Consider the following 25,864-nt stretch of genomic DNA (forward strand, 5'->3'; position numbering starts at 1 on the left):
CTCAGTCCGATTCCCAGAATGACTCCCTTCGCCCGCTCCGCGCCACCACAGCGGCGACCGAAAGGAAGTCATGTCCGATCCGATGTTCTCCAGCCGCCACGCACGCCCCCGGTCGTCCGTCATCGACCGCCTGCGCCCATGGCTGATCGGCGTCGCGTGGCTGCTGTTCGCCGGACTTTTCAAGGCCGCGCTCGCGCAGCCGGCGGACAGCAGCGTGCCGTCACTGACCCTGGTGATCCCGTTCAGCGCCGGCAGCGGACCCGATCACGTCGCCCGCACGATGGCTCAGGTCTGGGCCGAGCGCGCCGGCGGACAGGTCCTGGTCCGCAACCTGCCGGACCGCCAGGGTTACCTTGCCGCGCGGCAGGTGGCGACGGCACGTCCCGACGGGCAGGTCCTGCTGCTGACCTGCAGCACCTTGCTGGATCGCCCTGCGCGTCTCCCTGACGATCCCTTCCAGCCGCCGGCAGCGTCCGCCGAGGACTTCACCCCGATTTCGCGCGTCGGACAGCTTCCCTTCGTCACCGTGTTCCCGCCGGGCATGTTCGGGCGATGGCTGACGCGCCTGGCGACGCCGCCGGCATTCGCAACCACCCCAACGGCGCCCGCTGCGGAGGACGCCGCGACCCTGGCCCGTGTGCTGCCCGCCACGCCTGCCGACCGCTCGGCCCTGATGGCGGCGCCGGACTGGGAGGACTTCGAAGCCCTCACCTCGCGGGACGCGCCGGCGTGGAACGCGCTGCTGGCGCCGCCGCACCTGCCCGGCAAGCTCGCGGACCAGTTGCGCACGACCTGGGGTCAGGTCGTGTCCGATCCCCGCGTGAGGATGGCGCTGGCCCAGACCGGAACCGAACTGTGGGAACGCCTCCCTGCGGGCGAGGTCCGGGGAGCTGCACGATGAGCTCCAGGATGATCTCCACGATGGGCCCCACCATGAACCCCAAGATGAGCGGCAGCGCCTTCAAGCACCTGGTGGCGGCGACGGCGCATTTCCACCGCCTGGTCCGGGCCCAACTGGTGACCGGGAGCGGACTGGCACACGCGCAGACGCAGATCCTCGGCGCGGCCCGGCTGGCCGGCCTGCTCATGTTCCGCAGTTTCCGCATCGACACCGGCGCGCTCGCGCCCGGCATGCAGGTTCCGTCGGCGGAGGCGGAGATCCACGGCGCCCGGTTGCGGGAGGTCCTGCTGGCCACCTTGCAGCAGCTCGGGCATGCGCTGCACATCGACGATGTCGATCCGCGCTGCAGGACCGCGGCGCTGTCGCGCCTGGCCTTCATCGAGGTGCACGAGCGCCTCACCCTGCCGGTGCTGGCCTATCTGGCGCATTCGCCGATGGGGATCCGCGATGCCGCGGTCGCGGCCGCCAGCGCCACCGCGGGCCTGATCCACGACCATGTGCCCGCGATGCCGGCCCATCAGGCGGCCGCCCTCGCCCTCCACGGCTTCGAGGAAGGTCTGACGACGGTGCCCTGGCCGCTGGACGCGACCTGCGCCGCGGCCTTCGGCGAGCCGCCCCGCCCCTACATCAGCACGATGTCGTAGTGCTCGGTCTGGTTGGTCGGCTCGGCGGTCAGCGAGATCGGCTTGCCGATGAAGTCCGAGAGCCCGGCCAGATGCTGGTTCTCCTCATCGAGCAGCATCTCGACGACATTGGCCGCGGCGACCACGCGGAATTCCTTCGGATTGAACTGCCGCGACTCGCGCAGGATCTCCCGCAGGATCTCGTAGCAGATGCTGCGCGCGGTCTTGACCTGGCCACGGGCGTCGCAGGTCGGACACGGCTCGCAGAGCATGCGAGCCAGTGACTCGCGGGTGCGCTTGCGCGTCAGTTCGACCAGTCCCAGCTGCGTGAAGCCACCGATCGTCACCTTGGTGCGGTCGCGGCTCAACTGCTTGCGGAACTCCTGCAGGACGGCAGTCTTGTGCTCCTCGCGGGTCATGTCGATGAAGTCGACGATGATGATGCCGCCCAGGTTGCGCAGCCGCAGCTGGCGCGCGATGGCGCCGGCCGCCTCGAGGTTGGTCTTGAAGATGGTGTCGTCGAAGTTGCGCGCGCCGACGAAACCGCCGGTGTTCACGTCGATGGTCGTCATCGCCTCGGTCTGGTCGATGATCAGGTACCCCCCCGACTTCAGGTCCACGCGCCGCGCGAGCGCGCGGGCGATCTCGGCGTCGATGTTGTTCAGGTCGAAGATCGGACGCTCGCCCCGGTAGAGCTCCAGCTTCGCGGTCGCGGCCGGCATGTAGGTTTCGCCGAACTCGCGCACCACGTCGTACTGCAGCTTGGCGTCGATGCGGATCGAGTTGGTCCGCTCGCTGGCCAGGTCGCGTAGCACGCGTTCGACCAGGCTCAGGTCCTGGAACAGCAGGCTGCCGGGCGGCAGGGTCAGCGACTTGTCGCGGATCGAGTTCCAGGTCTTGCGCAGGTAGCTGATGTCGGCGCCGAGTTCCTCGTCGCTCGCCTCCTCCGCATTGGTCCGCAGGATGAAGCCGCCGGTGTTGCCGTCCTGCACGCCGGTGGACACCAGCGTTTGCATGCGCGAGCGCAGCGCGTCGCGCGCCTCGGGCGAACCGATCTTCTGCGAGATGCCGATGTGGTTGTCCTGCGGCAGGTGCACCAGCAGGCGGCCGGCGATCGAGATCTGCGTCGACAGTCTCGCGCCCTTGGTGCCGATCGGGTCCTTGATGACCTGCACGGTCAAGGCCTGGCCCTCGTAGACCTGGCGCTCGATCGGCACGGCCTGCGCGGCCTCCCCGTGCGGGCCGTGGTGACCGCGCGGATTGACGCCGTTCAGGTGCAAATCGGCGACGTGCAGGAAGGCCGCCCGCTCCAGCCCGATGTCGATGAACGCGGACTGCATGCCCGGCAGCACCCGCGCGACCTTGCCGAGGTAGACGTTGCCGACGAGGCCCCGCTCCAGCGTCCGTTCGATGTGCAGTTCCTGCACGGACCCGTTCTCGACCACAGCCACCCGCGTCTCCTGCGGGGTCCAGTTGATCAGGATGTCTTCCATGTTCTTGTACTCCAGCGTTCTCGTCAGCCTCGGGGCTGGCGGCAACGCTCGAGTCGCCTTCCGGAAAGCTTTGTCGGTCCAGGGTCCGCTGCCGCTCCGTGCGCCCCGTCCGTGTTCAGACGGGGAAACCGGCCTCCCGCAACAGCTCCGCCGTTTCAAACAACGGCAGGCCCATGATGCCCGAATAACTGCCGGCGATGTGTTCGATCCAGGCGGCCGCCTGACTTTGTATCGCGTAAGCGCCGGCCTTGCCCATGGGTTCGCCCGAAGCCACATAGGCGCGCAGGCGCTCGTCGCCGATCTCGGCGAAACGCACCAGCGACACGTTGACCGCGCTCAGCCGCCGTCCGTCCGGCATGCCGATGGCCACGGCCGTCAGCACGCGGTGCTCGCGGCCGGACAGGTCGGCCAGCATCGCCGCCGCCTGGGCGCCGTCGTCGGGCTTGCCGAGGATGCGGTCGCCCAGCGCCACCGTCGTGTCGGAACACAGCACCGGCGCGGGCGGCAGGCCGCGGCGCGCGCGACGCTGCAGCGCAGCATCCAGTTTGGCGATGGTGACCCGGCGCACGTAATCGTCGGGCGACTCGCCCTCGATCACGGCTTCCAGGGCCTCGGCGTCCTCGTCGGCGCCGGGCAGCAGCAGTTCGTGACGAACGCCGATCTGCGCCAGCAACTGTCGCCGACGCGGACTCTGCGAGGCGAGGTACAGGACATCTGCGGACATCGTCAGCTCATTCGCGGCGGTCATTCGCGGTGGTCATTCGCGGTGGTACGGATGACCTTCCATGACCGACCAGGCCCGGTAGAGGCCTTCCGACAGCAGCACGCGGACGAAGGCGTGCGGCAGGGTCAGGTCGGACAGGCGCAGCTTCTCGTCGGCACTCGACTTGATGCTGTCGTCGAGGCCGTCCGGGCCGCCGATGAAGATGGCGACGTCGCGCCCGTCGCCGCGCCAGAACTCGAGCCGCTGCGCGAGCTGTTTCGAGGTGACGCGTTCACCGCGCTCGTCGAGCACGACGCGCCGGGCGCCCTTGGGACAGGCGGCGTCAAGGCGCAGGGCCTCGGCCGCCATCAGCTGCTCGGTCGACTTGCCGGTGGTGCGCGGTTCCGCCTTCACCGCCTTGAGTTCCAGCCGCATCTCGGGCGGGAAGCGCTTGGCGAAATCCTCATAGGCCTCATCGGCCCAGGCCGGCATCTTCTGCCCGACCGCGCACAGCACCAGACGCACGGGGTCAGACCTTGGGCTTGGACTTCGTGCCGATCTTCACCGTGGTCTTCTTGGCGGCCGGCTTGGCGACCGACTTGGCCGCCGGCTTGGCGGCCGGCTTTCTGGCGCCGGTGGCCGGCTTCGCGGCGGCGACCTTCGGAGACGCCTTCTTGATCGCCGGCTTCTTGCTGCCGACCTTCACCGTCTCGACCGGCGCCTGGGCGGCAGGCTTGCGGGTGGTCTTGGCGGCAGGCTTCGCGGCGGCGGCGGCGGCCGTGGTCTTGATGCTCGTCTTCTTGGCGGCCGGTCTGGCGGACCTGGTCGCGGCCGTCTTCGTCGCGGCGGTCTTCGCCGGGGCGGCCTTCGTCGCCGACTTGGCGGCAGCGGACTTCGTGCCCGTCGCGCGCGTCGGCGCCTTCTTCGACGCGGCACCGATGGCCTCGCCGTCGACGGACTTGACCTTGGCCGCCTTCTTCGCGGGCTTGTCAGCCTTCTCAGCCTTGCTGGCCTTGTCGGCTTTGTCGGACTTCCTGGCGGAGGACTTCTTCGCCTTCGGCGCGTCGTCCTCGTCGTCCATCGGCTCCGAGGCCTTCACCAGCTTGGTGCCGCCGCTGCCCAGCTTGAGCTTGACCGGCTTGCCGCCCCAGATCTCTTCCAGGTGGTAGTACTGGCGGATCGCCGGCTGCATCAGGTGGACCACGGCGGCGCCGCAGTCGACGATGATCCATTCGCCGTTGTCCTCGCCCTCGGTGCGCATGACCTGCATGCCGCGCTTCTTGACCGTCTCGCGCACGCTGGAAGCCAGCGCCTTGGTCTGCCGGTTGCTCGTGCCCGAGGCGATGATCACGCGCTCGAACAGGGGCGACAGGCGCTCGGTGTCGAAGACCAGGATGTCCTGGCCCTTCACGTCCTCGAGACCATCGACGATGGCACGTTCCAGTTTCTTGATGTCCATTCAGTTCTCACTGTAGAGACGGTGCCGGGAAATATAACCCGCCACCTCTTCGCCCACCACGGGCCCTACGTCAGCGCCCTCGGCCGCCAGTCGGCGGGCCTCGGTGGATGACCATTCCAGCGCCGGCATCGTCAACCGGACCAGCCGATGGGGCCGTTCCAGCAGCGCCGCCGGCGCCTGTACCTTGTCCTGCGCGCGGGCCGCGACAGCCAGCCCCGAACGCGCGACCAGTTCCTCCCAGCCGTTCCAGCTCGTGAAGCCGGCCAACTGGTCCTGCCCGAGGATCAGCCAGAGCGCGTCGTCGGGACGCTCCTGCTGATACTCGCGCACCGAGTCGAGCGTGTAGCTCGGTCCGGCGCGTTTCATCTCGCGATCGTCGAGGACGAAGCGGGGATCTCCGCCCTTCCCCGCGATCGTCAGCCGCACCATCTCGGCACGGTCCGCGGCGGTCGCCATCCGCCGGCCCGCCTTCTGCCACGGCTGACCGGCAACGATCCATCGCACCTCGTCCAGCGCCAGCTGGTCGAGTGCCGCGTGCGCCAGCGCCAGATGGGCGCGATGCACCGGATCGAAGGATCCGCCGAACCACCCGACCTGACGGACACGACCCGACCCCTTCGGGCGCCCTGACGCGCCGTCGCTCACGGGTGATCCTTCCCGCTCACGCGCATGCCGTCAGAACCACAGGTGCGTCGGCACCTCGTCCGCCCAGTCGCGGGGGCGGAGGAAGTCGCTGTAGAGCTTCGCTTCGGGCGAGCCTTCTTCCGGCTGCCAGTCGTAGCGCCAGCGCGCAACCGGCGGCATCGACATCAGGATGGACTCGGTGCGTCCGCCCGACTGCAGCCCGAACAGCGTGCCGCGGTCGAAGACCAGGTTGAACTCGACGTACCGTCCGCGCCGGTATTCCTGGAAATCGCGTTCGCGTTCGCCGTAGGCCAGACCGTGCCGGCGATCGACGATCGGTTCGTAGGCGGGCAGGAACGCGTCGCCGACGGATTGGACCATGCCGAACGCGTTCTCGACGCCGCCCTCGGCGAAATCGTCGAAGAAGATGCCGCCGACGCCGCGCGGCTCGTTGCGGTGCTTGAGGTGGAAGTACTCGTCGCACCACTGCTTGAAGCGCGGATAGAGCGCCTCGCCGTGCGGCTCCAGCGCCGCGCGGCAGGTGCGGTGGAAGTGCTGCGCGTCGCGCTCGAAGCCGTAGTACGGCGTCAGGTCCATGCCGCCGCCGAACCACACGACCGGCTCCCGGTCGGCCGGCAGCGCCGCGAACATGCGCACGTTCATGTGGACGGTGGGCACGAACGGGTTGTGCGGGTGCATGACCAGCGACACGCCCATCGCCTCGAACGGCGCGCCGGCCAGCTCCGGTCGATGCGCCGTCGCCGACGGCGGCAACACCCGGCCCCGCACGTGCGAGAAGTTGACGCCGCCCCGTTCGAACACGGCGCCGTTCTCGATCAGGCGCACCAGGCCGTCGCCTTCGAGGCGACCGCCGGGCTCGCGCTGCCAGGCGTCGGTGATGAATGCCTGACCGTCCAGACGCTCGAGCGTCGTGACGATCCGCTGCTGCAGGCCGAGCAGGTAATCGCGCACCAACTGCGTGTTCATCGGGGATCTCCGTCCTTGGCGAGTTCTTTTCGGGATTCCGGGGAAGAATCGTGGTGGGATTCCCTGGGGGAATCGGATTTCAGCCGGATCAGTCCGGCGTTCTCGGGATGCTTGCCCTGGCGGCCGCGGAGCACTGCGGCGAACAGCGCGAAGTCCTGCGCCGGATCGCCGCTGACCTCGACGAAGTCGGTGAACAGGACCCGCTTCGTGGCGAAGTCGAACGAGGCCAGTCCGACCGGCACGCCAGCCTGGACGGCGACGTGGTACGCGCCGGACTTCCAGTGGTCGACGTAGCCGCGCGTGCCTTCGGGCGCGACGATGAGCCAGAAGGACTCGTCGCGGGCCTTGGCCTCGCGCATCCGCTGGACCGTGTCGGCGACCATGCCGTTGGCCGAGCGGCGGTTCACCGCCACGCCGCCGATGGACCGCATCCAGCGGCCGACGATGGCCGGCTTGAACAGGCTGTCCTTGGCCCAGAACTTCAGCTGGAAGCCCAGGCTCCATTTCGTCAGCACGCCGATCGGGAAATCCCAGTTCGACGTGTGCGGATAGACCATCACGACGCCCTGCTTCCCCGGCAGGCCGCCGTTGTCGATGCGCCAGCCGAAGGCGCCCAGCACCGCACGCGCAAGCGCGCTGCCGCCGGGCATCGGCGTCAGCGCGCCGGTCCAGCGGCGAGGGGCGGAAGGAGCCACGGCAGGTCGGGGTCCGGGTCGGAGGTCGGGTCGGCGCTCGGGTGGGCGCGGATCAGCGCTTGATCGCGCGGTATCCGATGTCCTGACGGTACTGCTTGCCGTCGAACTGGATCGATTGCGCGGTCTGGTAGGCCAGCTGCTGCGCGTGGCGCACGGCCTCGCCCAGCGCGGTCACGCACAGCACACGGCCGCCGCTGGTCACGAGCTGGCCGTCGGCCTGCAACGTGGTGCCGGCGTGGAAGACCATGGCCTCCTCGCCATCCACGGGCAGGCCGGAGATCACGTCGCCCTTGCGCGGCGACAGCGGATAACCGCCCGCGGCCATCACGACGCCCAGCGCGGCGCGGCGGTCCCACTGCAGCTCGACCTGGTCGAGCGTGCCGTCGGTCGCGTGCATCAGCACCTCGAACAGGTCGCTCTTCAGACGCATCATGATCGGCTGCGTCTCGGGGTCGCCCATGCGGGTGTTGAACTCGACGGTGCGGGGCTGGCCGTGCGCGTCGATCATCAGGCCGGCGTACAGGAAGCCGGTGAACGGGGCGCCGTCGCGGGCCATGCCCTGGACCGTCGGCATGATGATCTCGTGCATCGCCTTGGCGTGGACGTTGGGCGTCACCACCGGCGCGGGCGAGTAGGCCCCCATGCCGCCGGTGTTGGGGCCCTGGTCGCCGTCGAGCAGGCGCTTGTGGTCCTGACTGGTGGCCAGCGGCAGGACGTTCTTGCCGTCGCACAGCACGATGAAGCTGGCTTCCTCGCCTTCGAGGAACTGCTCGATGACGACGCGGGCGCCGCCTTCGTTGTGGACCACGCCCAGCTTGTTGTCGGCGAGGATCCAATCGATCGCCTCGTGCGCCTCGGCCAGCGTCATCGCGACGACCACGCCCTTGCCCGCCGCCAGGCCGTCGGCCTTGATGACGATGGGCGCGCCCTGTGCGTCGACGTAGGCGTGCGCCTGGGTCGCGTCGCTGAAGGTCTCGTAGGCGGCGGTCGGGATGCCGTGGCGCTTCATGAACTCCTTGGCGAAGGCCTTGGAACTCTCCAGCTGGGCGGCGGCCTTGGTGGGGCCGAAGATGCGCAGGCCGCGGGCGCGGAACTCGTCGACCACGCCGGCGGCCAGGAAGGCTTCCGGACCGACGACCGTCAGCGCGATCTTCTGCTCGATCGCGAAGTCGGCCAGGGCCTTCACGTCGGTGAGGGGGACGTTCTTCAGCAGCGGGTCGCGCGCGGTGCCGCCGTTGCCGGGCGCCACGAAGACCTGCGTGACGCGCTCGCCCTGCGCCAGCCGCCAGGCCAGCGCGTGTTCACGGCCACCATTGCCAAGGACCAGGACCTTCATTCGGACAGGCTCGCGTTGTTGTAGACGTCCTGGACGTCGTCCAGGTCTTCGATCACATCCAGCAGCTTCTGCATGCGGGCGGCATCTTCGCCGGCCAGCTCGATGGTGTTCTCGGCGCGCATCGTCACTTCGGCGATTTCGGGCTTCAGGCCGGCCGCTTCGAGCGCGTTCTTGACGGCTTCGTAGTCGGCGGGCGAGGTCAGCACCTCGATGGCGCCATCGTCGTCGGTCAGGACGTCCTCGGCGCCAGCTTCCAGCGCGACTTCCATGACCTTGTCCTCCGAGGTGCCCGGCGCGAACACCAGCTGGCCGCAGTGCTTGAACTGGAAGGCCACCGAGCCTTCGGTGCCCAGGTTGCCGCCGTACTTGCTGAACGCGTGGCGGACTTCGGCGACGGTGCGGACGCGGTTGTCGGTCATGCAGTCCACGATGATGGCGGCGCCGCCGATGCCGTAGCCCTCGTAGCGGATTTCCTCGTAGGTCACGCCGTCGAGGTTGCCGGTGGCCTTGTCGACGTTGCGCTTGATGTTGTCGGCCGGCATGTTGGCGCCCTTGGCCTTCTCGATGGCCAGGCGCAGGCGGGGGTTCATGTTGATGTCGGCACCGCCGGCCCGGGCCGCGACGATGATTTCACGCGTCAGACGGGTCCAGACCTTGCCGCGCTTCTCGTCCTGGCGACCCTTGCGGTGCTGGATGTTCGCCCATTTGGAATGCCCTGCCATGTCCTCGTTCTCCTGTGACGCGACCCGGAAGAAATTCTCCGGGGCGGCGCGGTGGTTGCTTCGTTAGACTGCGATTTTAGCTTTTTTGCCTCTGGAGACTTCCGCATGGCCGACCCGATCCTGCTGGCCCGCCACGGCGACATCGAGTGCCAGCTGTTGCCCGCGCTGGCCAACCGCCACGGCCTGATCACCGGCGCGACCGGCACGGGCAAGACCATCAGTCTGCAGAAACTGGCCGAATCGTTCAGCCAGATGGGCGTCCCGGTGTTCATGGCGGACGTCAAGGGCGACCTGACCGGCATCTCCCAGGCCGGCGCGCCGTCGGCCAAGCTGCTGGCGGTGCTGAAGGAACGCGGCTTTGAGCCGCCGGTCGCCATCGCCTGCCCGACGACGCTCTGGGATGTGTTCGGCGAGCAGGGCCATCCGGTGCGCGCGACGGTCTCCGACATGGGGCCGCTGCTGCTGTCGCGGATGCTGGGGCTCAACGAGACCCAGGGCGGCGTGCTCCAGATGGTCTTCAAGATCGCCGACGACCACGGCCTGGCGCTGCTGGACCTGAAAGACCTGCGCGCGATGCTGCAGCACGTGGGCGACAACGCCAGCGAGTTCACGACGCAGTACGGCAACGTCTCGGCGGCCAGCGTCGGCGCGATCCAGCGCGGGCTGCTGCAGATCGAGGCACAAGGCGGCGACAAGTTCTTCGGCGAGCCGATGCTCGACATCCATGACTTCATGCAGACGTCGGATGGCCTGGGTGTCATCAACATCCTGGCGGCCGACAAGCTGATGGCCGCGCCGCGGCTGTACGCGACCTTCCTGCTGTGGATGCTGTCGGAACTGTTCGAGGCGCTGCCCGAGGTCGGCGACCTGGACAAACCCAAGCTGGTGTTCTTCTTCGACGAGGCCCACCTGCTGTTCAAGGACGCGCCGGCGGCGCTGGTGGAACGCATCGAGCTGGTGGTGCGGCTGGTCCGCTCCAAGGGCGTGGGCGTCTACTTCGTGACGCAGAACCCGCTGGACATCCCGGACACGGTGCTGGGGCAGCTCGGCAACCGGGTGCAGCACGCGCTGCGGGCGTTCACGCCGCGCGACCAGAAGGCGGTCAAGGCCGCGGCGGACACGATGCGTCCGAAGCCCGGCCTGGACATCGCGATGGCGATCACCGAACTGGGCGTCGGCGAAGCGCTGATCAGCCTGCTCGACGAGAAGGGCCGGCCGGCGATCACGGAGCGCGTGTTCGTCCTCCCGCCGGGCAGCCAGATCGGACCGATCACGCCGGAGCAGCGCAAGGCGCTGATCGCCGGGTCGCTGGTCGCCGGGGTCTATGAGAAACACATCGACCGCGAGTCGGCGTACGAGAAGCTGACCGGTCGCGCGTCCACGACGGCCGACGCGGCACCGCAGCCCTCGCAGGCCGGATCGCCGCGCGGCGGCGCCGGCTCCGGCTCGATCGCCGACGAGGCGGACCAGGCCTTCCGCCGCGCGCCGACCACGGGTCGCGGCGGCGCGCCCGCCCCCGCGCCCGCGCAGGACGACGGCGGCGGCCTGCTCGGCGGGCTGAAGGATGTGCTGTTCGGCAGCACCGGCCCGCGCGGCGGGCGTCACGAGGGGCTGGCGGAGACGGCGGCCAAGTCGGCGCTGCGCAGCATCGGATCGTCGGTGGGTCGGGAGATCGTCCGTGGCGTGCTGGGCAGCCTGCTGGGCGGCGGTACTAAGCGCCGCCGCTGAGCTGGCGGCGGCGGGCGCCGTCTGGGCCGCCGAACCGGGGAAGCCGCCGCCCGCCGTCCCGGTCGCCGAGGCCGCAAAGCCTGACCCCGGTCCGACGGACATCGCCTGGGTCTGGGACCACCACGCCCCGCCGGCCAGCGCCACCGCCTGGGCGGTGACCGTGACGCAGATGCGCCTGACGCCGCGCGGCATCGAGGAGCGCCCGCGGCGGCAAGGCCTGCCCCTGCCGGGGAATCGCCCGGTGACGCCGGTCGTCCATGTGGATCCGCTGCCGCAGCCGCGCCGGCAGGTGCCCGCCGGCGAGCTCTACGACGGACGCGGCGCCGACGCCTCGCCGGGCCGCGCGCTCGACGAGCGCCAGCAGATCGCGATCGAACAGCGCGTGGTCGCCGCCGCGCGACGCTCGACCAGCGGCTGGGTGCAACTGGATTTCGAGGCCGTGCCCTCGCAACGCGACAGCTACCACGCGTTGGTGAAGCGGCTGCGGGCGGCGCTGCCGGCGTCGACGCGGCTGTCGGTCACGCTGCTCGCCTGGCAATGCCGCAGCCGCGCGTGGATGGATCCCATCGTCGCGGACGAGGTCGTGCCGATGTTTTTCCGGCTGGGCCGGGACACGGCGCGCTGGCGGCGCGAACTCGCCGCCGGTGCCGCGACCCTGCACCCGCGCTGCCGCCACGAAGCGGCTGGATTCGCGCCGCAGGACACGCCGCCCGCCGCGTGGCAGCGACGCTGGCCGAAACGGTACTGGTTCAACCTCGAGCGCGGCCGCGCCACCGAGTGGCCCGCGGCGTTCGAGGCGGACATCTGGGACTGGCCCGCCCTGACACGGATACAGGAAAAATGACGATGCCTACCGGGATCCGCGCGACGACGATCGTGCTGCTGCTGGCCGCGATGACCACGGGCTCCGCCCGGGCCAGCGGCTTCGACGACACCAACGACTTCCTGACGACGAGCCGCACCGAGATCCGGCTCGACCGCTACGTGCAAGGTCAGTTGGGCGTGGTGCTGCCCACCTATTCGAGGCCGATGCTCTACACGGCCTGGCGCGCGATCGCGAGCGCCGATGCGCGCCGCCCGCTGGTCCCCATCGCCGGCGAATGGCTGGACAAGGCCTGCTGCGACGCGGGCGCGGGCGAGTCGTCCTGGGATCCCGAACGCCATCCGCCCGTGGCCGCCTGGCTGGCCGCGCGCAAGGAGCTGGTCGCCGAGCCGCCGCGTTGGCGCCCGGGCACGATGAAGGAGACGGCGGAGCGTTCCTACGTCGAGTTCCTGAACTGTCCCGACGGCGCCTATGCCTTCGCGGTCGAGACGCTCGCGACGCTGAGGCAGCGCCCGGATGCGACCCCGACGCGTCTGCGCGAATGGATCGACGGCCAGGACCGGGTGTTCGCGCAGTGCGCGCCGGGCCTCGCGGCCAAGGCCTTTCCACCGCCCAAGACACCGCCCGCCGCGCCGCCGGCATTGACCGAGCTGCCGCTGGCGGAGGCGCTGGCCTGGCGTCAGGCGCGGCAGTACCAGCGCGCGGCAGCCGCGTTCTACGCGGGGGACTGGGCGACCGCCGAGGCCGGTTTCGCCGCGATCGCCGCCGACGAACACCACCCCTGGCAGGCCTGGGCGTCGCTGGCGCGGATGCGCACGCTGGTGCGCCAGGTCAGTCTGGCAACACCCGGCACGGGCGAGGGCAACCCGCAGCGCCTGCCAACGACCTTGCTCGACCGGCTGCAGCCGATGGCCGCGAAGATCGCCGCGCATGCGGACTGGACCGTCCAGCGGCAGGCGGCGGAGAACCTGCTGAACCTGGTCCGCGCGCAGACCGATCCGGAGCGACGCTTCACCCAGCTCACCCGGGAACTGGCGCAACTGGACAAGCCGCCGGCCCCGCAGTCGCTGGCGGACTGGGCGCGCATCGCCGATCACTGGCTGGACGCCGGTCCGGACGGCGTGCAGCGCGCTCGGTTCGCCCAGGTGGAGGCGCTGCCGGTGCTCGACTGGATCTATGCGTACCGGGGATGCGAATCGCCCGCCGCCCAGGCGACCGCCGAGCCTCCCCAGGCGGCGCGCTGGAAGGCCCGGCCGGACAGCGTGTTGTGGCTGATCCCGGCGATGGCCTGCGCGGACGGTGCGAAGCTGGTCAAGGCGCGCACGACCTGGGGCGCGATGCAGGCGGCTGCGGATCGCGTGCCGGCGACCCATCCGGGCTGGATGACGGTGCGCCTGGAACAGGTGCGCCTGCTGCGGGAAGCGGGCGAATTCGACCGGGCGCGAGCCCAACTGGCCGCGTTGACGGCGGCCCCGGGCGGACCGACGCCCAGCGCACGCAACCTGATCGCCGCCGAGGCCTTGAAGCTGGCCGCCACGCCGGCCGACGCGCTGCCCTGGCTGAGTCGCGAATACGGCACCTGGTCGCGCTTCAACCGAGCCGACGCGCCTTATCCGTATGACTTCCCGGCGCCGACGCGGCGGGCGCTGGACTTCGACGGCGCCCAGGTCGTCATCCGGCGCTTCACCCTGGCGGAATGGCAGGACGCGGCCGCATCGCCGGTGGTGGCGCCTTCGGTGCGGGCCCAACTGGCCTTCGGACTGTGGTGGCGGGCGGAACTGCTGGGACGCGCGGAACTGGCGCGCGGCGCCGCCTCGACGCTGGCCGCGCTGCTGCCGCGCGCGGAGGGCGAGGCGCTGACCGGTCCCTACCTCCGGGCGACGACCGACGCGGGTCGGCGAGGCGCGCTGTGGCGGGCGTCGGTGACGCACCCCCGCTTGTCGGCGGCCTTGAGCTACGGATCGGGGTCCGACGACGTGGTCGCCGATCTGGCGGCGGGGGATCCTCAGGACGCGGTCGCCGGCATGTGGTGCCGCCTGGACGCGGCGGAGGGCGGCATCGAGCTGGAGGCGGCCTCGCAGGGCAAACCCGAGAGCAACCCGGTGCCGGGGGCGGGCCCCGGCTGGCCCGCAGTCGACTTGGTGGTGCAGGAACGCGTCGCGCTGCGAGCGACCGGCAGCGCGACAGGCGCCTTCGCGAAGTGGGTGCTGGCGGAGGCCCGGCGTCCGGACCGCCCGGCCGACCTGCCCTGGCTGCTGTACGTGGGCATCCAGTCGACCAAGGGCGGCTGCACGGACAAGGACAACAGCGCCCAGTCCAAGGCCATGTTCCAGACCCTGCACCGCCTGTACCCGAAGTCGGAGTGGGCGAAGCGCTCGCCGTACTTCTACTGACGCCGGGCTTAGGCACTTCACGACCTCCGGCCACCGTTCGCGCCGGAACCCGGCGTCTCATCGCAATCCCATGGCCGGCCAGGGCGGGCGCCGCGACAGTCGAACCCATCGACCACGCACTGCCTCACGGAGCCCGCCATGCCCCCCACCCCGATCCAGATCCTGTCCCACATCCCCGGCTTCGTCTGGGCGATCCTGGTGGTGATCCTCTACGTCGGCCTCAAGCAGACCCGCAGCACTGCGATGCGCGCCAAGCGGCTGATCGTGCTGCCGGCGCTGTGGCTGGTGTTCGGCGCCTGGGGCGTCGAGAAGAGCTTCGGCCTGGACGGCCTAGCGGGCCCGGCCTGGCTGCTGGGCATCGTCGCCGGCGTGCTGACGCTGCGCGTCCTGCGCTGGCCCGGCCACGTGCGTTACGACGCCGACACCCGCCGCTTCATCGTCCCCGGCAGCTGGGTGCCGATGGCGCTGATGGCCGGCATCTTCGTCCTGAAGTTCGCCTCGGGCATGAGCCTGGCCCTGCACCCCGACTACGCCCATCACACCGCCTACGCGCTCGGCTTCAGCGCCACCTTCGGCCTGTTCAGCGGCGCCTTCCTCGGCCGGGCCCTCAACATCCTGTCCCATCGCCCCCAGGCCTGCGCCGCCGTCGCGGCCTGAGCCTGCGCGACACTCCTCCCCCATGAGCCCCCTGCCCCTCTCCCCGCCCGTGCGCTGGATCCTCCGGCACGTGCTCATCGTGCTGACGCTGACGGTGGCCATCTCCCTCGCCCTGGTGATCGTCTTCAACCAGCCGCTCGGCCCGACGCTGATCTACTGCTTCTTCATCTCGCTGTTCTGCGCCGCATCGATCAACCTGCTGCGCTACGGCCTGGGCTGGATCCGCTGGCGGCTGCTCAAGCGCGTCGGCCGCGCGCCGGCCGAGCCCTTCGACTGGCCGGGCTGGCCGCTCATGGTGCTGTGCCTGCTGCTGGGCACGGTCATCGGCTACAGCCTGGGCGTGGAGCTCGCCAACATGGTGACCGGCCTGCAGGAGAAAAGCCTGCTCTCCAGCCCGCTGCGCCGCGTGCTCAGCGTGATGGTGATCGCGCTGATCCCCGGCTTCGGCGCGACGCTGTTCTTCCTGTCGCGCCACCGCATCGCCGCCGCCGAAGCCCGCGCCGAGACGCTGCGCCGCCAGGCCGCCGAGACGCAGCTGCGGCTGCTCGAATCGCAGCTTGAACCGCACATGCTGTTCAACACGCTGGCCAACCTGCGGGTGCTGATCGGGATGGATGCGGACCGGGCGCAGGCGATGCTGGACCACCTGATCGCCTTCCTCCGCGCGACGCTGTCGGCGTCCCGCGCCGAACGGCATCCGCTGAAGGACGAGTTCGCCCGCATCGCCGACTACCTGGCGTTGATGCAGGTGCGGATGGGATCGCGGCTGCGTTTCGAATTCGACCTGCCCGAGGCCCTGCGCGAGCTGCCCGTGCCGCCGCTGCTGCTGCAGCCTTTGGTGGAGAACGCCATCAAGCACGGCCTGGAGCCGCACGTCGGTGGCGGCACGCTGCGGGTGCGGGCGGCGGAGGTCGAGGGTCAGCTGTTGCTCGACGTCGAGGACGACGGCGCCGGCTTCGATCCCGAAGCGGCGCGGTCGCCGGAGGGCGGCTTCGGCACGGTGCAGGTTCGCGACCGGCTGGCCGTCGCCTGCGGCCCGCAGGCGCGGCTGGAGCTGTCGCGCCTGGACCTGTCCCGCCCGGCGGGCGGCGGCACGCGGGCGAGGATCCGCATGCCGTTGCCGTCGACCGCGTCGGCCGCGTCGGCGGCAGCACCTGGCCCCGTGTCCTGCGCCACGCGCTGAATCGATCCGAACCCCTTGGAGGAGTCATCCATGCCCACCGCCCTGATCGCCGAAGACGAAGAACTGCTGGCCGCGCACCTGCGCCAGGAATTGAAGGCGCTCTGGCCCGAGCTCGACGTGGTCGCCATGGCTGCGCACGGCGAGGAGGCCGTGTCCCTGGCCCTGCGACACCGACCCGAGGTCTGCTTCTTCGACATCCGCATGCCCGGCATGACCGGGCTGGAAGCGGCGGCCCAACTGGCCGACGACTGGGACACCGACGGGGAGGACGGGGCCGGCGGCGACTCGCCGTTCCCGCTGCTGGTGTTCGTGACCGCCTACGACCAGTTCGCGCTGCAGGCCTTTGACCGCGCGGCGGTCGACTACGTCCTCAAGCCCGTGCAGCGCGAACGACTCGCGCAGACCGTCTCGCGCTTGAAAGCTGCGCTCGCGCAACGGCAGCAGCCGCCGGCGGCGTTGGAATCGGCGATCGAACAGCTGCGCGGCCTGCTGGGTGTCGGTACACCTGGCGCGGCTGTCGGGGCGACCGCCGCGGCGCCGTCCGGCGCCGGCGGAACGGCTGGAGCGCTGCGCCATCTGCAGGTCGGCGTCGGCGAGGCCATCGTGCTGGTGCCGGTCGACGACGTCGTCTACCTGGAGGCCGCGGACAAGTACGTCCGCGTGATGACCGCCGAGCAGGAGTACCTGGTGCGCATCTCGCTGCGGGAGCTGCTCCCGCAGCTCGATCCCGACCGTTTCTGGCAGGTGCACCGCGGGCACATCGTGCACGTGGACGCGATCGAGCGCGTCCAGCGCGACGACACCGGAAAGCTGACCCTCCGGCTGCGCCGCCGGCCGGAGAAGCTGGCGGTGAGCCGGATGTACGGGTACCTGTTCAGGGCGATGTGATCGCCATCAGATCACGACCGGCGCGCCGTTCTGCCCGAGCCGGAGCAGCAGGTCGGTGCCGGACTGCGACGTCACCAGGATCTGCTGGTCGAAGTTGCCCGGGAAGGTCTCGCCCTTGCCGTTGTAGTCGATCCACAGCGACAAGGTGCCGTCAGCCAGCACCTCCTTGCGCAGGTAGTCGCCGAGTGTCCCCATCGAGCGCCCGTCCGCTGGAACGCTAGCCAGATCGATGACGTCGCCTTGCGCCTTGCTGTAGCCGTGGATCCAGTCGATCTGCGGCTGCATGGCCTCGGGATGATCGTTCCAGCTGAAGACGTCCGCCCTGTCGCTGCCGAAGAAATGGTCCGCCATTCTCGACGAACGCGCGATCGAGCGACCGTCGAGCGGATCCGGTGCCGCCGTGACGACGCGGTTCCCGGCGAACATCCCATCCGCGCGAAGGGCGACCGCAGCCGGCGATGTTCCCGCAGCGCCATCGCCCCCGCTCATCGGGACGAACGACACGTTGCCCGCCTTGTCGACCGCCAGCACGGTGTACATGGCGTTGACGGGCTGTTCGCGCCAGATTCCCGACCCCGAGGTCTGTTCCGCAGCGACCAGGAGGCCCTTGCCATGCCATCCCGCCAGATAGCTCTGCGGCGTCTCCCCATGCACGGCGCCTATCGGAACGAACACGATCTGCGCTTCCTCGTCGGCCTGGAAGTCGTAAGACTGGTACTTTCCAGGGACGCCTGGCGGCGTTGGAATTTCAGGCGAGAAGGTCGCCGTCACGACGGGCGAGGTGTTGTCCACCGTGAGTTCGAGGACAGTGTCGCGGCTCCAGTTGCCGGCCTCGTCCTGCTGCCGGATCCGAAGTTCCTGCTCTCCTTCGCCTTTCAGCACATCGAGGTCGAGGCGGTCCCCATCGCCCGGGACATAGTCCTGCCCGCCGTTGATGCTGTAAGTCCAGTGCGCCCGGTCCTCGAGACCCAACTGAATCCAGGTGGCCCGGTTGACGACGGTTCCCGAATGAAAGTCGACATCGTTAGCGAGCGGATAGTTCTCGCGGGCCTCGCTCCTCAAGGTCGCCGTCGGATCCGTGATCGTGGTATCCAGCCGGAAGCTCAACGTCGCTTCGGGACTCACGTTGCCCGCCGCATCGATCTGACGGACCTGCACGCGCTTGTCCCCATCGCCGGCGAACTCGGAAGCATCGATCGTGTCCCCCGTTCTCGCCGTCCAGGTTTTACCGTCCCTGCTCGACTCCCAAACCGCACCGGCTTCGAGGTCCGACACCTGCACGCGCGCATCGTTGGTGACGAGATCGCCCGGCACGCCCGTGTCGTGCAGAAGACGGATCGTGGGTGCCGTCGGCGGGACGATATCTTGCGGCGGCGTCGGATCGGGCGCGGGGTCCGGCTTCGGGTCCACGTGCGGCGGCGTCGGATCGGGCACGGGATCCGGTTTCGGGTCCACGTGCGGCGGCGTCGGATCGGGCACGGGGTCCGGCTTCGGGTCCACGTGCGGCGGTGTCGGATCGGGCACAGGGTCCGGCTTCGGGTCCACGTGCGGCGGTGTCGGATCGGGCACGGGGTCCGGCTTCGGGTCCACGTGCGGCGGTGTCGGGTCGGGCGCGGGGTCCGGCTTCGGGTCCACGTGAGGCGGTGTCGGATCGGGTTGCGGATCCGGCTTCGGTTCAGGCTTGGGATCCGGCATGGGATCGGGCTTCGGTTTGGGCAGAGGGTCGGGCCTCGGCTCCGGCAGCGGATCCGGCTTGGGCGGCAGCGCGCCACCGCGGTCGGCGCCGCCGGCCAGGAAAGTCGCCGAGCCAGCCGTCAACGTGGCACCGACCAGCCACGCCACCATGGCGGCCACGGATTTCTCGGTCGAGCCGTCGGAAGCGGCCGCCACTGCAGTGCCGGCCTCGCAGTCGTCGCGGGATGTCTCGCCGACGAGGGGTGACTCTGGCGCATCGGGCGTCCTGCCGTCAGAGGCCGCAGGCGGCTGCGATTCGGCACAGGTTTCGCCGCCCGTCGCCGCGGCGGAATCGGACACATCGTTCTCATCGCCCGGGTGACGTCGGGCCACGCCACGCCGCCGGGCGGCGGTTTCAGCGGCCTTGACGGCAGAAGGCGGAACGGCTGATTCGGGATTTGGCATCGGCATGCGCTTCGGTAGTCGGTTCAAAACCTCACAGTCTGAAAGTGGTGTCTGTTCGCCGCCATGACTCCCATGTCCGCGATGTTCGAGGCCGCTCCGGCGCATCCGGACAGGCCACTCCTTCAAACAAGCTAGCCGGGCCTGGCCGGACGCTGCCGCGGGCGGGCGCCGTGGAACATCCACGCCGGGAGGAGCCTCCCCGGCCCCACGTAGAATCCTCGACCTCTCTTCGAGACTTCACCCACCGATGTCCAGCCCTGACAAGACCGCCGGCGCGCACGCGCCCGACAAGACGGACGCCGCCGTCAAGCCCAGCAACTTCCTGCGCGCCATCATCGAGCGCGATCTGGAACAGGGCTTCCAGCCGGCGCGTCATTTCGGCGGCAGCCCGGGCGACGCGGCACACCACGCCGCCGGCCCGCTGGACCCGGCGAAGATCCGCACCCGGTTCCCGCCCGAGCCCAACGGCTACCTGCACATCGGCCACGCGAAGGCGATCTGCCTGAACTTCGGCCTGGCGCGCGATTACGGCGGCGTCTGCCATCTGCGCTTCGACGACACCAACCCGGAGAAGGAAGAGCAGGAGTACGTCGACGCGATCAAGGAGATGGTCGCGTGGCTGGGCTGGCGCTGGGACGCCGCCCCGGATCAGGAGGCGGTGGACGGCCGCGAGACCGGCCATCTCTACTACGCCAGCAACTACTTCGATCTGATGTACCGGGGCGCCGAGTACCTGGTGTCGCAAGACCTGGCCTATGTCGACGAGCAGTCGCCCGAGGACATGCGCGCGAACCGCGGCGACTTCGGCACGCCGGGCAAGGACAGCCCCTTCCGCGACCGCACGCCCGAGCAGCACCTGACCCGCCTGCGCGAGATGCGCGACGGCCAGCACCCCGACGGCTCGATGGTGCTGCGCGCCAAGATCGACATGGCGTCGCCCAACATCAACCTGCGCGACCCGGCGCTGTACCGCATCCGCCGCGCGACGCACCACAACACCGGCGACCAGTGGTGCATCTACCCGATGTACACCTACGCGCATCCGATCGAGGACGCGCTGGAGTGCATCACGCACAGCATCTGCACGCTGGAGTTCGAGGACCAGCGCCCGTTCTACGACTGGCTGGTCGAGCATCTGGCCCAGGGCGGCCTGCTCGCCCGCCCGCTGCCGCACCAGTACGAGTTCGGCCGCCTCAACCTGACCTACGTCGTCACCAGCAAGCGCAAGCTGCGCCAGCTGGTCGACGAGGGCCACGTCGACGGCTGGGACGATCCGCGCATGCCCACGCTGGTCGGCATGCGCCGGCGCGGCTACACGCCGGCCTCCATCCGCGCGATGGTCGAGAGCACCGGCGCGTCCAAGACCAACGCCTGGATCGAGTACTCGGTGCTGGACGGCTACCTGCGCGCCGACCTCGAAGGCCAGGCCGCCCGCGCGATGGCGGTGCTGGATCCCGTCAAGCTCAAGCTCGAGAACTACGCGGAGATCTTCGGCTCGGCCGGGCACCGCGAGCCCTGCTCCGCGCCCGCCCACCCGCATGTGCCGGAGCTCGGCACGCGCGCGTTCAGCCTCGGCCCCGAGCTGTGGATCGAGCGCGAGGACTTCATGGAAGTTCCGTCCAAGGGCTACCACCGCCTGTTCCCCGGCAACAAGGCGCGGCTGAAGTACGGCTACGTCATCGAGTGCACCGGCTGCGAGAAGGACGCCGACGGCACCATCACCGCGGTGCTGGCCAAGCTCGTGCCGGACACCAAGAGCGGCACGCCCGGCGCGGACGCGGTCAAGGTCAAGGGCGTCATCACCTGGGTCGGCGCGCATGAAGCCGTGCCCACCGAGCTGCGCCTGTACGAGCGCCTGTTCACCGAAGCCCAGCCCGACGCCGGCGACCGCAACTTCCTGGAGCTGCTGAACCCGGACTCCAAGCGCGTGACGCAGGGCTACCTGGAACCGTCGCTGAAGGACGTGGCGCCGGACACCAAGGTCCAGTTCGAACGTCACGGCTACTTCGTCGCCGACCGGGTCGACCACCGCGCGGGAGCGCCGGTGTTCAACAAGATCACCGGGCTGCGGGACAACTTCAGCAAGTAAGCCCCTCGCCAGGCCCGGCAGCGCACGCGCGCCTGCGGGCCTGGGCTCGGCTCAGTTGGGCATCACGCCTTGACCTGTGCAAATCCACGAGGAAACGTTCGCGGGAAGTCGGCAGAACGCCTCGATCGAGTTCGTGTCGGCATCGGCATCGGCATCAGTGCCGCGCCTGAAGATGTCCGGACTTTCCACCACCAGCTTCGGAGGAAGCGACGGAGGTTCGACCTCGCGAGTGCTGCAGCCCGACTTGGCGGTCAGCTTGACGAGCAACTGCTCCAGTTGGCCCATCAGTGAAGTCACCTCCCTCTGGAACAGTTCCACGGTGAAGCCGCTTTCGCCAGCGATCTCCGAACGCGGCCCTGGCCGCGAGGCCGGACCCGCGTAGGGACTGAAGTCGTCAGTCACCGGTCTGGAAGGCGGCCACGGCGTGCAGCCGACGGAGCCATTGAAGCCGACGGAGCCATTGAAGCCGACGGAGCTGTTGAAGCAGACGGAGCCATTGAAGCCGACGGAGCCGACGGAGCCGACGGAGCCGTTGAAGCCGTTGAAGCCGTGACCATGGGACGGCATGCAAGGCGTGCCCCGGACGATCGGCGCGGCGGACATCTGGAAAAACATGGCGAAGTTCCATGCAGTTGGGGAAGTCACCAGTGTCTCGACGGGCCCGCCGCCCCGCCATCGCTCGGGTGTGCGGCGCGTGCGGCGTCGTTCACCATCGACGGGCCAGCCGCCTCCCTGTCCGGGCCTGGCGCGTTCGTGCGGACGCCCGGCGTGTCCGGCACTGTCCATCCAGCGTCCGCCGACTGTCCGCGGACACTGACCCGGCGCAGGCACCGCAGGACAACCTGTTGATTCCCAAGGGAAATCCGGACAATCGCCGGGTGGCACGAGGCTTGCGATCCAGTGCGGCATCGATCACACGACACCGCACTCGGACACCCCAATGATTCGCGACACCTCCGGACAGGACGTCCCCCTCGCCCGCCCCCAGGGACGCCGCCGCCTGTGGCTGGCGCTGGCCGGCGCGGGACTGCTGATCGCTGCGTTCGCCGCCGCGCCCGCCGTGCAGCGGATGCTGGGCAGCGGCAACTCGGTCAGCCTGCAGCGCCTGTCCGTCGCCCCGGTCGAGATCGGCCCCCTGGTGCGCGACGTCGCCGGCGAGGGCAAGGTCGTCGCCGCGATGAGCCCCACCGTCTACGCGCTGCACGGCGGCAACCTGGTGCTCAAGGTCAAGGCCGGCGACAAGGTCGCCAAGGACCAGTTGCTCGGCGTCATCGACAGCCCCGACCTGCGCGCCAAGCTCGCGCAGGAACAGAGCAACGCCGACGCGCTGCGCACCGACGCGCTGCGCGCCGAGGTCGACGGCCGCGAGCAGCGCGCCGCCTTGCGCTCCGCGCATGAGAACGCCGCAATCGACCTGCAGACCGCGCGCAACGACCTCGACCGCCAGACCAAGGCCTTCGAGGCCGGCGCCGTCGCCGGCATGCAGGTCGAGAAGGCCCGCGACGCGATGGAGAAGGCCCGTATCACCGCCGCCCACGCGCAGGCCGGCCTCGGTCTCAAGGACGACAGCCTGAAGTTCGAGCTCCAGTCCAAGCAGCAGGCGCTGCAACGCCAGCAACTGCTGGTCAAGGACCTGGAACGCCAGGTCGCGGAACTCGAGCTGCATTCGCCGGTGGACGGCCAGGTCGGTCAGCTGCTCGTGGCCGAACGCGCCAACGTCGCCGCCGGCGTGGGCCTGCTCACCGTCGTCGATCTGACCGCGCTGGAAGTGCAGATGCAGGTGCCCGAAAGCTTCGCCCGCGACCTCGCCATCGGCATGCCCGGGGAGATCTCCGGCAACGGCCGGCAGTGGAAGGGCCTGGTCAGCACGGTCTCGCCGGAAGTCGTCAACAACGAGGTGGCGGCGCGACTGCGCTTCGACGGCGCCACGCCCGACCAGTTGCGCCAGAACCAGCGCCTGTCGGTGCGCGTGCTGCTGGACAAGCGCGACAAGGTGCTGACGGTCGCGCGCGGCAGCTTCGTCGAGGACGGCGGCGGCCGCTTCGTCTATGTCGTGCAGGACGGCCAGGCGGTCAAGCGCCCGATCCGCCTGGGCGCGCAGAGCCTGTCCAAGGTCGAGATCCTCGAAGGCGTCAAGCCCGGCGAGCAGATCGTCATCTCCGGCACGCAGGCCTTCGAGGGCGCCGAGCGCGTCACGCTGAGCCCTTGAGCCGATGAGGCAGCCCCCCCTCGGTCATCGCCGCCACGCCCTCCCTCCTTCAACCGTTTTTCCCATTCAATGCTCGCGAGGAACCTCATGCTGAAGATGCAATCGCTCTCCAAGGTCTACCGCACCGAAATGATCGAGACCTACGCCTTGCGCGAGTTCAACCTGGACGTGCGCGAAGGCGAGTTCGTCGCGGTGACCGGGCCGTCGGGCTCGGGCAAGACGACCTTCCTGACCATCGCCGGCCTGCTGGAAGCCTTCACCGGCGGCCGCTACCAGCTCGACGGCGTCGACGTCAGCGGCATGGACGACACGCAGCGCTCGCGCATGCGCAACGAGAAGATCGGCTTCATCTTCCAGGCCTTCAACCTGATCCCCGACCTCAACGTGCTGGACAACATCGAGGTCCCGCTGCGCTACCGCGGCATGAAGGCCGCCGAACGCCAGCAGCGCGCCCGCGACGCGCTGGCCCGCGTGGGTCTGTCGGCGCGCGAACGCCACTACCCCGCCGAACTGTCCGGCGGCCAGCAGCAGCGTGTGGCCATCGCCCGCGCGCTGGCCGGCTCGCCGCGCCTGCTGCTCGCCGACGAACCGACCGGCAACCTCGACAGCGCCATGGCGCGCAGCGTCATGGACCTGCTCGAGGAGCTGCACCGCGACGGCGCCACCATCGTCATGGTCACCCACGATCCGCAGCTCGCCGCGCGCGCGCAGCGCAACGTGCATGTGATCGACGGCCAGGTCGTCGACATCGCCGCCGAACTCCACATGGATCCCGAGCTGCTGCGCGCCCCCAAGCCCCTCACCCCCACCACGCCGACCTCGGCCTGACCATGAGACGACACTTCCTTCCGGCGATCACCGCGGTCGTGCTCTTCGCGGGCTGCTGCCTGCCGGCCGCCGCCGAGGACCTGCTCGAGATCTACGCCCAGGCCCGCTCCGCCGATCCCGTGCTGGCCGGCGCGCGCGCCGTGCGCGGCGAGCAGCAGGAAATCGCCGTCCAGGCCCGCGCGCAATTGCTGCCGCAGTGGACCGCGCAGTTGAGCGAATCGCACCTGCGCGACGACGGCCGCCAGCACCAGCTGACGCACAGCCTGAACCAGGTGCTCGTCGACCTGAGCCGGCTGCGCAGCTGGGACGCGGCCAAGACGCTGGTGACCGCCGAGGACGCGCGCGTGCGCGCCGCCGAGGCCGACCTGTGCGCCCGCGTCGCCCGCGCCTATTTCGGCGTGCTGACCGCGCAGGCCGCGCTGCAGACCGCGCAGGCGATCGAGGACGTGTACGGCCAGCAGGTCGCGCAGGCGCAATCGCGCTTCGACGCGCAGCTGTCCGCATCGCTGGACGTGGAACAGGGCCGCGCGTATTACGAGCTGGCGCGCGGCAACACGGCATCGGTGCGCGAGGATCTCCTCGACGCGCGCCAGGCGCTGGCGCAGATCACCGGCCGCATGCCGGGCGAACTCCAGCCGCTCGCGCCCGAGCTCGCGATGCTGATGCCCGAGCCGGCCGATCCCGAGGCCTGGGTGACTCAGGCGCTGCGCGACAACCCGTCGCTGCAGGCGGCCGCATTGGCGGTGAACGCCGGCGACCAGCGCGTCGCCGCCGCGCGCGCCGCCCACCTGCCGACGCTGAGCGCCGGCCTCGACGGCCAGCGGCTGTCGGGTCCGGCCGTAGCGCCGCAGGACGCGGGGCGCTACACGACGACGATCGGCCTGAAGCTGACGATCCCGATCTTCGCCGGCGGCGCGACCGAATCGCAGAAGCGCCAGGCGATCTACCAGCGCGAGCAGCTGCGCGACGACCTCGAAAGCGCGCGCCGCGCCATGACGCGCGAGACCCAGGCGCAGTACCAGGCGGTGCTGGCCGCGCTCAGCCAGATGCGCACGGCCGGCGCCGCGGTGCAGGCGGCGGAGAAGGCGCTGGCCTCCACACGCAGCGGCCTGGACCTGGGCCTGCGCACCATGACCGACCTGCTGCTGGCCATCCAGACGCAGAGCAACGCCCGCAACGCCTGGGAACAGGCGCGCCACCGCTACGTGCTGTCCAAGCTGCTGCTGCAGCAGGCGGCCGGCGCGCTCGGCGAACCCGAGCTGGCGTCCGTCAACACGCTGCTGGGCGCGGTGCCGACGCCCCAGCCGACATTGACATCGATGCCGACGTCAACGCCCACGCCATTGGTCAAGACCGTTCCGCCCGTCAAGTCGTGAGCTGAGAG

Annotated in this window: 23 protein-coding genes; 12 read left to right on the forward strand and 11 right to left on the reverse strand. The window is 70.0% G+C overall.

The genetic code is table 11. The annotated features are described in order from the left end of the window. Positions 1–70 precede the first annotated feature (70 nt). Both PV762_RS16520 and PV762_RS16525 read left to right on the forward strand, forming a co-directional pair. Complete coding sequence (locus tag PV762_RS16520) at positions 71–901, forward strand: hypothetical protein (protein WP_421036092.1); 831 nt, start codon at positions 71–73, stop codon at positions 899–901. Further along, on the forward strand, positions 898–1,545 hold the full coding sequence (locus tag PV762_RS16525; protein ID WP_421036093.1) for a hypothetical protein: 648 nt from the start codon (positions 898–900) through the stop codon (positions 1,543–1,545). The genes PV762_RS16520 and PV762_RS16525 overlap by 4 nt, the downstream gene beginning before the upstream one ends. On the opposite strand, the gene rng is transcribed toward PV762_RS16525, so the two are convergent. The 9 genes from rng to PV762_RS16570 form a co-directional block, all read right to left on the reverse strand. Beyond that, the gene (gene rng, locus PV762_RS16530; RefSeq protein WP_421036094.1) at positions 1,524–3,017 is read right to left on the reverse strand and encodes a ribonuclease G; all 1,494 of its coding nucleotides are present in this window, start codon (positions 3,015–3,017) and stop codon (positions 1,524–1,526) included. The two genes, PV762_RS16525 and rng, sit on opposite strands and share 22 nt — an antisense overlap. 115 nt (positions 3,018–3,132) lie before the next feature. After that, positions 3,133–3,741: a Maf family protein gene (locus PV762_RS16535; protein WP_421036095.1), complete on the reverse strand. Its 609-nt coding sequence runs from the start codon at positions 3,739–3,741 to the stop codon at positions 3,133–3,135. Between the two features lie 33 nt (positions 3,742–3,774). After that, positions 3,775–4,245 (reverse strand): 23S rRNA (pseudouridine(1915)-N(3))-methyltransferase RlmH, encoded by a 471-nt coding sequence (gene rlmH / locus PV762_RS16540; protein ID WP_421036096.1) that lies wholly within the window; start codon positions 4,243–4,245, stop codon positions 3,775–3,777. Between the two features lie 4 nt (positions 4,246–4,249). Further along, positions 4,250–5,179 (reverse strand): ribosome silencing factor, encoded by a 930-nt coding sequence (gene rsfS, locus PV762_RS16545; protein WP_421036097.1) that lies wholly within the window; start codon positions 5,177–5,179, stop codon positions 4,250–4,252. Continuing rightward, positions 5,180–5,824, reverse strand: a complete 645-nt coding sequence (nadD, locus tag PV762_RS16550; RefSeq protein ID WP_421036098.1) for a nicotinate (nicotinamide) nucleotide adenylyltransferase — start codon at positions 5,822–5,824, stop codon at positions 5,180–5,182. It abuts the gene before it with no gap. A gap of 30 nt (positions 5,825–5,854) precedes the next feature. Continuing rightward, the gene (gene hemF, locus PV762_RS16555) at positions 5,855–6,790 is read right to left on the reverse strand and encodes an oxygen-dependent coproporphyrinogen oxidase (protein WP_421036099.1); all 936 of its coding nucleotides are present in this window, start codon (positions 6,788–6,790) and stop codon (positions 5,855–5,857) included. Further along, positions 6,787–7,485 (reverse strand): 1-acyl-sn-glycerol-3-phosphate acyltransferase, encoded by a 699-nt coding sequence (locus PV762_RS16560; protein WP_421036100.1) that lies wholly within the window; start codon positions 7,483–7,485, stop codon positions 6,787–6,789. Before PV762_RS16560 ends, hemF begins: the two co-directional genes overlap by 4 nt. A gap of 52 nt (positions 7,486–7,537) precedes the next feature. Next, positions 7,538–8,821 carry a phosphoribosylamine--glycine ligase gene (purD, locus tag PV762_RS16565; protein ID WP_421036101.1) on the reverse strand — a complete coding sequence of 428 codons (1,284 nt, stop codon included), beginning with the start codon at positions 8,819–8,821 and terminating at the stop codon, positions 7,538–7,540. Continuing rightward, positions 8,818–9,543, reverse strand: a complete 726-nt coding sequence (locus PV762_RS16570) for a YebC/PmpR family DNA-binding transcriptional regulator (RefSeq protein WP_297531163.1) — start codon at positions 9,541–9,543, stop codon at positions 8,818–8,820. Before PV762_RS16570 ends, purD begins: the two co-directional genes overlap by 4 nt. A 105-nt stretch (positions 9,544–9,648) precedes the next feature. Here PV762_RS16570 and PV762_RS16575 point away from each other — a divergent pair, with 105 nt between their 5' ends. From PV762_RS16575 to PV762_RS16600, 6 genes are all read left to right on the forward strand, one after another. Next, positions 9,649–11,271 (forward strand): helicase HerA-like domain-containing protein, encoded by a 1,623-nt coding sequence (locus PV762_RS16575; protein WP_421036102.1) that lies wholly within the window; start codon positions 9,649–9,651, stop codon positions 11,269–11,271. Then, positions 11,222–12,115: a hypothetical protein gene (locus PV762_RS16580; RefSeq protein WP_421036103.1), complete on the forward strand. Its 894-nt coding sequence runs from the start codon at positions 11,222–11,224 to the stop codon at positions 12,113–12,115. Before PV762_RS16575 ends, PV762_RS16580 begins: the two co-directional genes overlap by 50 nt. Continuing rightward, positions 12,112–14,487, forward strand: a complete 2,376-nt coding sequence (locus PV762_RS16585) for a hypothetical protein (RefSeq protein WP_421036104.1) — start codon at positions 12,112–12,114, stop codon at positions 14,485–14,487. Before PV762_RS16580 ends, PV762_RS16585 begins: the two co-directional genes overlap by 4 nt. Before the next feature lie 138 nt (positions 14,488–14,625). Then, positions 14,626–15,144: a DUF6622 family protein gene (locus PV762_RS16590; protein ID WP_421036105.1), complete on the forward strand. Its 519-nt coding sequence runs from the start codon at positions 14,626–14,628 to the stop codon at positions 15,142–15,144. A 22-nt stretch (positions 15,145–15,166) separates the two neighbouring features. Continuing rightward, positions 15,167–16,327 (forward strand): sensor histidine kinase, encoded by a 1,161-nt coding sequence (locus tag PV762_RS16595; protein ID WP_421036106.1) that lies wholly within the window; start codon positions 15,167–15,169, stop codon positions 16,325–16,327. A 30-nt stretch (positions 16,328–16,357) separates the two neighbouring features. Beyond that, positions 16,358–17,215, forward strand: coding sequence for a LytR/AlgR family response regulator transcription factor (locus PV762_RS16600; protein WP_421036107.1), 858 nt, complete (start codon positions 16,358–16,360; stop codon positions 17,213–17,215). Positions 17,216–17,221: 6 nt separating this feature from the next. Here the strand turns inward: PV762_RS16600 and PV762_RS16605 are convergent, their stop codons facing one another. Further along, on the reverse strand, positions 17,222–19,354 hold the full coding sequence (locus PV762_RS16605) for a hypothetical protein (protein ID WP_421036108.1): 2,133 nt from the start codon (positions 19,352–19,354) through the stop codon (positions 17,222–17,224). Positions 19,355–19,601: 247 nt separating this feature from the next. On the opposite strand from PV762_RS16605, the gene PV762_RS16610 reads away from it, so the two are divergent. Continuing rightward, positions 19,602–21,443 (forward strand): glutamine--tRNA ligase/YqeY domain fusion protein, encoded by a 1,842-nt coding sequence (locus PV762_RS16610; RefSeq protein ID WP_421036109.1) that lies wholly within the window; start codon positions 19,602–19,604, stop codon positions 21,441–21,443. 51 nt (positions 21,444–21,494) lie between these two features. On the opposite strand, the gene PV762_RS16615 is transcribed toward PV762_RS16610, so the two are convergent. After that, the gene (locus PV762_RS16615; RefSeq protein WP_421036110.1) at positions 21,495–22,229 is read right to left on the reverse strand and encodes a hypothetical protein; all 735 of its coding nucleotides are present in this window, start codon (positions 22,227–22,229) and stop codon (positions 21,495–21,497) included. 154 nt (positions 22,230–22,383) lie between these two features. On the opposite strand from PV762_RS16615, the gene PV762_RS16620 reads away from it, so the two are divergent. From PV762_RS16620 to PV762_RS16630, 3 genes are all read left to right on the forward strand, one after another. Next, positions 22,384–23,652, forward strand: coding sequence for an efflux RND transporter periplasmic adaptor subunit (locus PV762_RS16620; protein WP_421036111.1), 1,269 nt, complete (start codon positions 22,384–22,386; stop codon positions 23,650–23,652). 87 nt (positions 23,653–23,739) lie between these two features. After that, a complete protein-coding gene (locus PV762_RS16625; RefSeq protein ID WP_421036112.1) occupies positions 23,740–24,480 on the forward strand; it encodes an ABC transporter ATP-binding protein in 741 nt (246 codons plus the stop codon). A gap of 2 nt (positions 24,481–24,482) precedes the next feature. After that, positions 24,483–25,856, forward strand: a complete 1,374-nt coding sequence (locus PV762_RS16630) for a TolC family outer membrane protein (RefSeq protein ID WP_421036113.1) — start codon at positions 24,483–24,485, stop codon at positions 25,854–25,856. Positions 25,857–25,864: the final 8 nt, after the last annotated feature.

This window comes from Mitsuaria sp. CC2 (genome assembly GCF_048957715.1).
GTDB lineage: Bacteria > Pseudomonadota > Gammaproteobacteria > Burkholderiales > Burkholderiaceae_C > Roseateles.

What these genes read in the sequence shown, in the direction of transcription:
- PV762_RS16520 (WP_421036092.1), top strand. Translation starts at nt 71, where the DNA reads ATGTCCGATCCGATGTTCTCCAGCCGCCACGCACGCCCCCGGTCGTCC.
- PV762_RS16525 (WP_421036093.1), top strand. Translation starts at nt 898, where the DNA reads ATGAGCTCCAGGATGATCTCCACGATGGGCCCCACCATGAACCCCAAG.
- rng (WP_421036094.1), bottom strand. Translation starts at nt 3,017, where the DNA reads ATGGAAGACATCCTGATCAACTGGACCCCGCAGGAGACGCGGGTGGCT.
- PV762_RS16535 (WP_421036095.1), bottom strand. Translation starts at nt 3,741, where the DNA reads ATGTCCGCAGATGTCCTGTACCTCGCCTCGCAGAGTCCGCGTCGGCGA.
- rsfS (WP_421036097.1), bottom strand. Translation starts at nt 5,179, where the DNA reads ATGGACATCAAGAAACTGGAACGTGCCATCGTCGATGGTCTCGAGGAC.
- hemF (WP_421036099.1), bottom strand. Translation starts at nt 6,790, where the DNA reads ATGAACACGCAGTTGGTGCGCGATTACCTGCTCGGCCTGCAGCAGCGG.
- purD (WP_421036101.1), bottom strand. Translation starts at nt 8,821, where the DNA reads ATGAAGGTCCTGGTCCTTGGCAATGGTGGCCGTGAACACGCGCTGGCC.
- PV762_RS16570 (WP_297531163.1), bottom strand. Translation starts at nt 9,543, where the DNA reads ATGGCAGGGCATTCCAAATGGGCGAACATCCAGCACCGCAAGGGTCGC.
- PV762_RS16575 (WP_421036102.1), top strand. Translation starts at nt 9,649, where the DNA reads ATGGCCGACCCGATCCTGCTGGCCCGCCACGGCGACATCGAGTGCCAG.
- PV762_RS16585 (WP_421036104.1), top strand. Translation starts at nt 12,112, where the DNA reads ATGACGATGCCTACCGGGATCCGCGCGACGACGATCGTGCTGCTGCTG.
- PV762_RS16590 (WP_421036105.1), top strand. Translation starts at nt 14,626, where the DNA reads ATGCCCCCCACCCCGATCCAGATCCTGTCCCACATCCCCGGCTTCGTC.
- PV762_RS16595 (WP_421036106.1), top strand. Translation starts at nt 15,167, where the DNA reads ATGAGCCCCCTGCCCCTCTCCCCGCCCGTGCGCTGGATCCTCCGGCAC.
- PV762_RS16600 (WP_421036107.1), top strand. Translation starts at nt 16,358, where the DNA reads ATGCCCACCGCCCTGATCGCCGAAGACGAAGAACTGCTGGCCGCGCAC.
- PV762_RS16605 (WP_421036108.1), bottom strand. Translation starts at nt 19,354, where the DNA reads ATGCCAAATCCCGAATCAGCCGTTCCGCCTTCTGCCGTCAAGGCCGCT.
- PV762_RS16610 (WP_421036109.1), top strand. Translation starts at nt 19,602, where the DNA reads ATGTCCAGCCCTGACAAGACCGCCGGCGCGCACGCGCCCGACAAGACG.
- PV762_RS16615 (WP_421036110.1), bottom strand. Translation starts at nt 22,229, where the DNA reads ATGGACAGTGCCGGACACGCCGGGCGTCCGCACGAACGCGCCAGGCCC.
- PV762_RS16620 (WP_421036111.1), top strand. Translation starts at nt 22,384, where the DNA reads ATGATTCGCGACACCTCCGGACAGGACGTCCCCCTCGCCCGCCCCCAG.
- PV762_RS16625 (WP_421036112.1), top strand. Translation starts at nt 23,740, where the DNA reads ATGCTGAAGATGCAATCGCTCTCCAAGGTCTACCGCACCGAAATGATC.
- PV762_RS16630 (WP_421036113.1), top strand. Translation starts at nt 24,483, where the DNA reads ATGAGACGACACTTCCTTCCGGCGATCACCGCGGTCGTGCTCTTCGCG.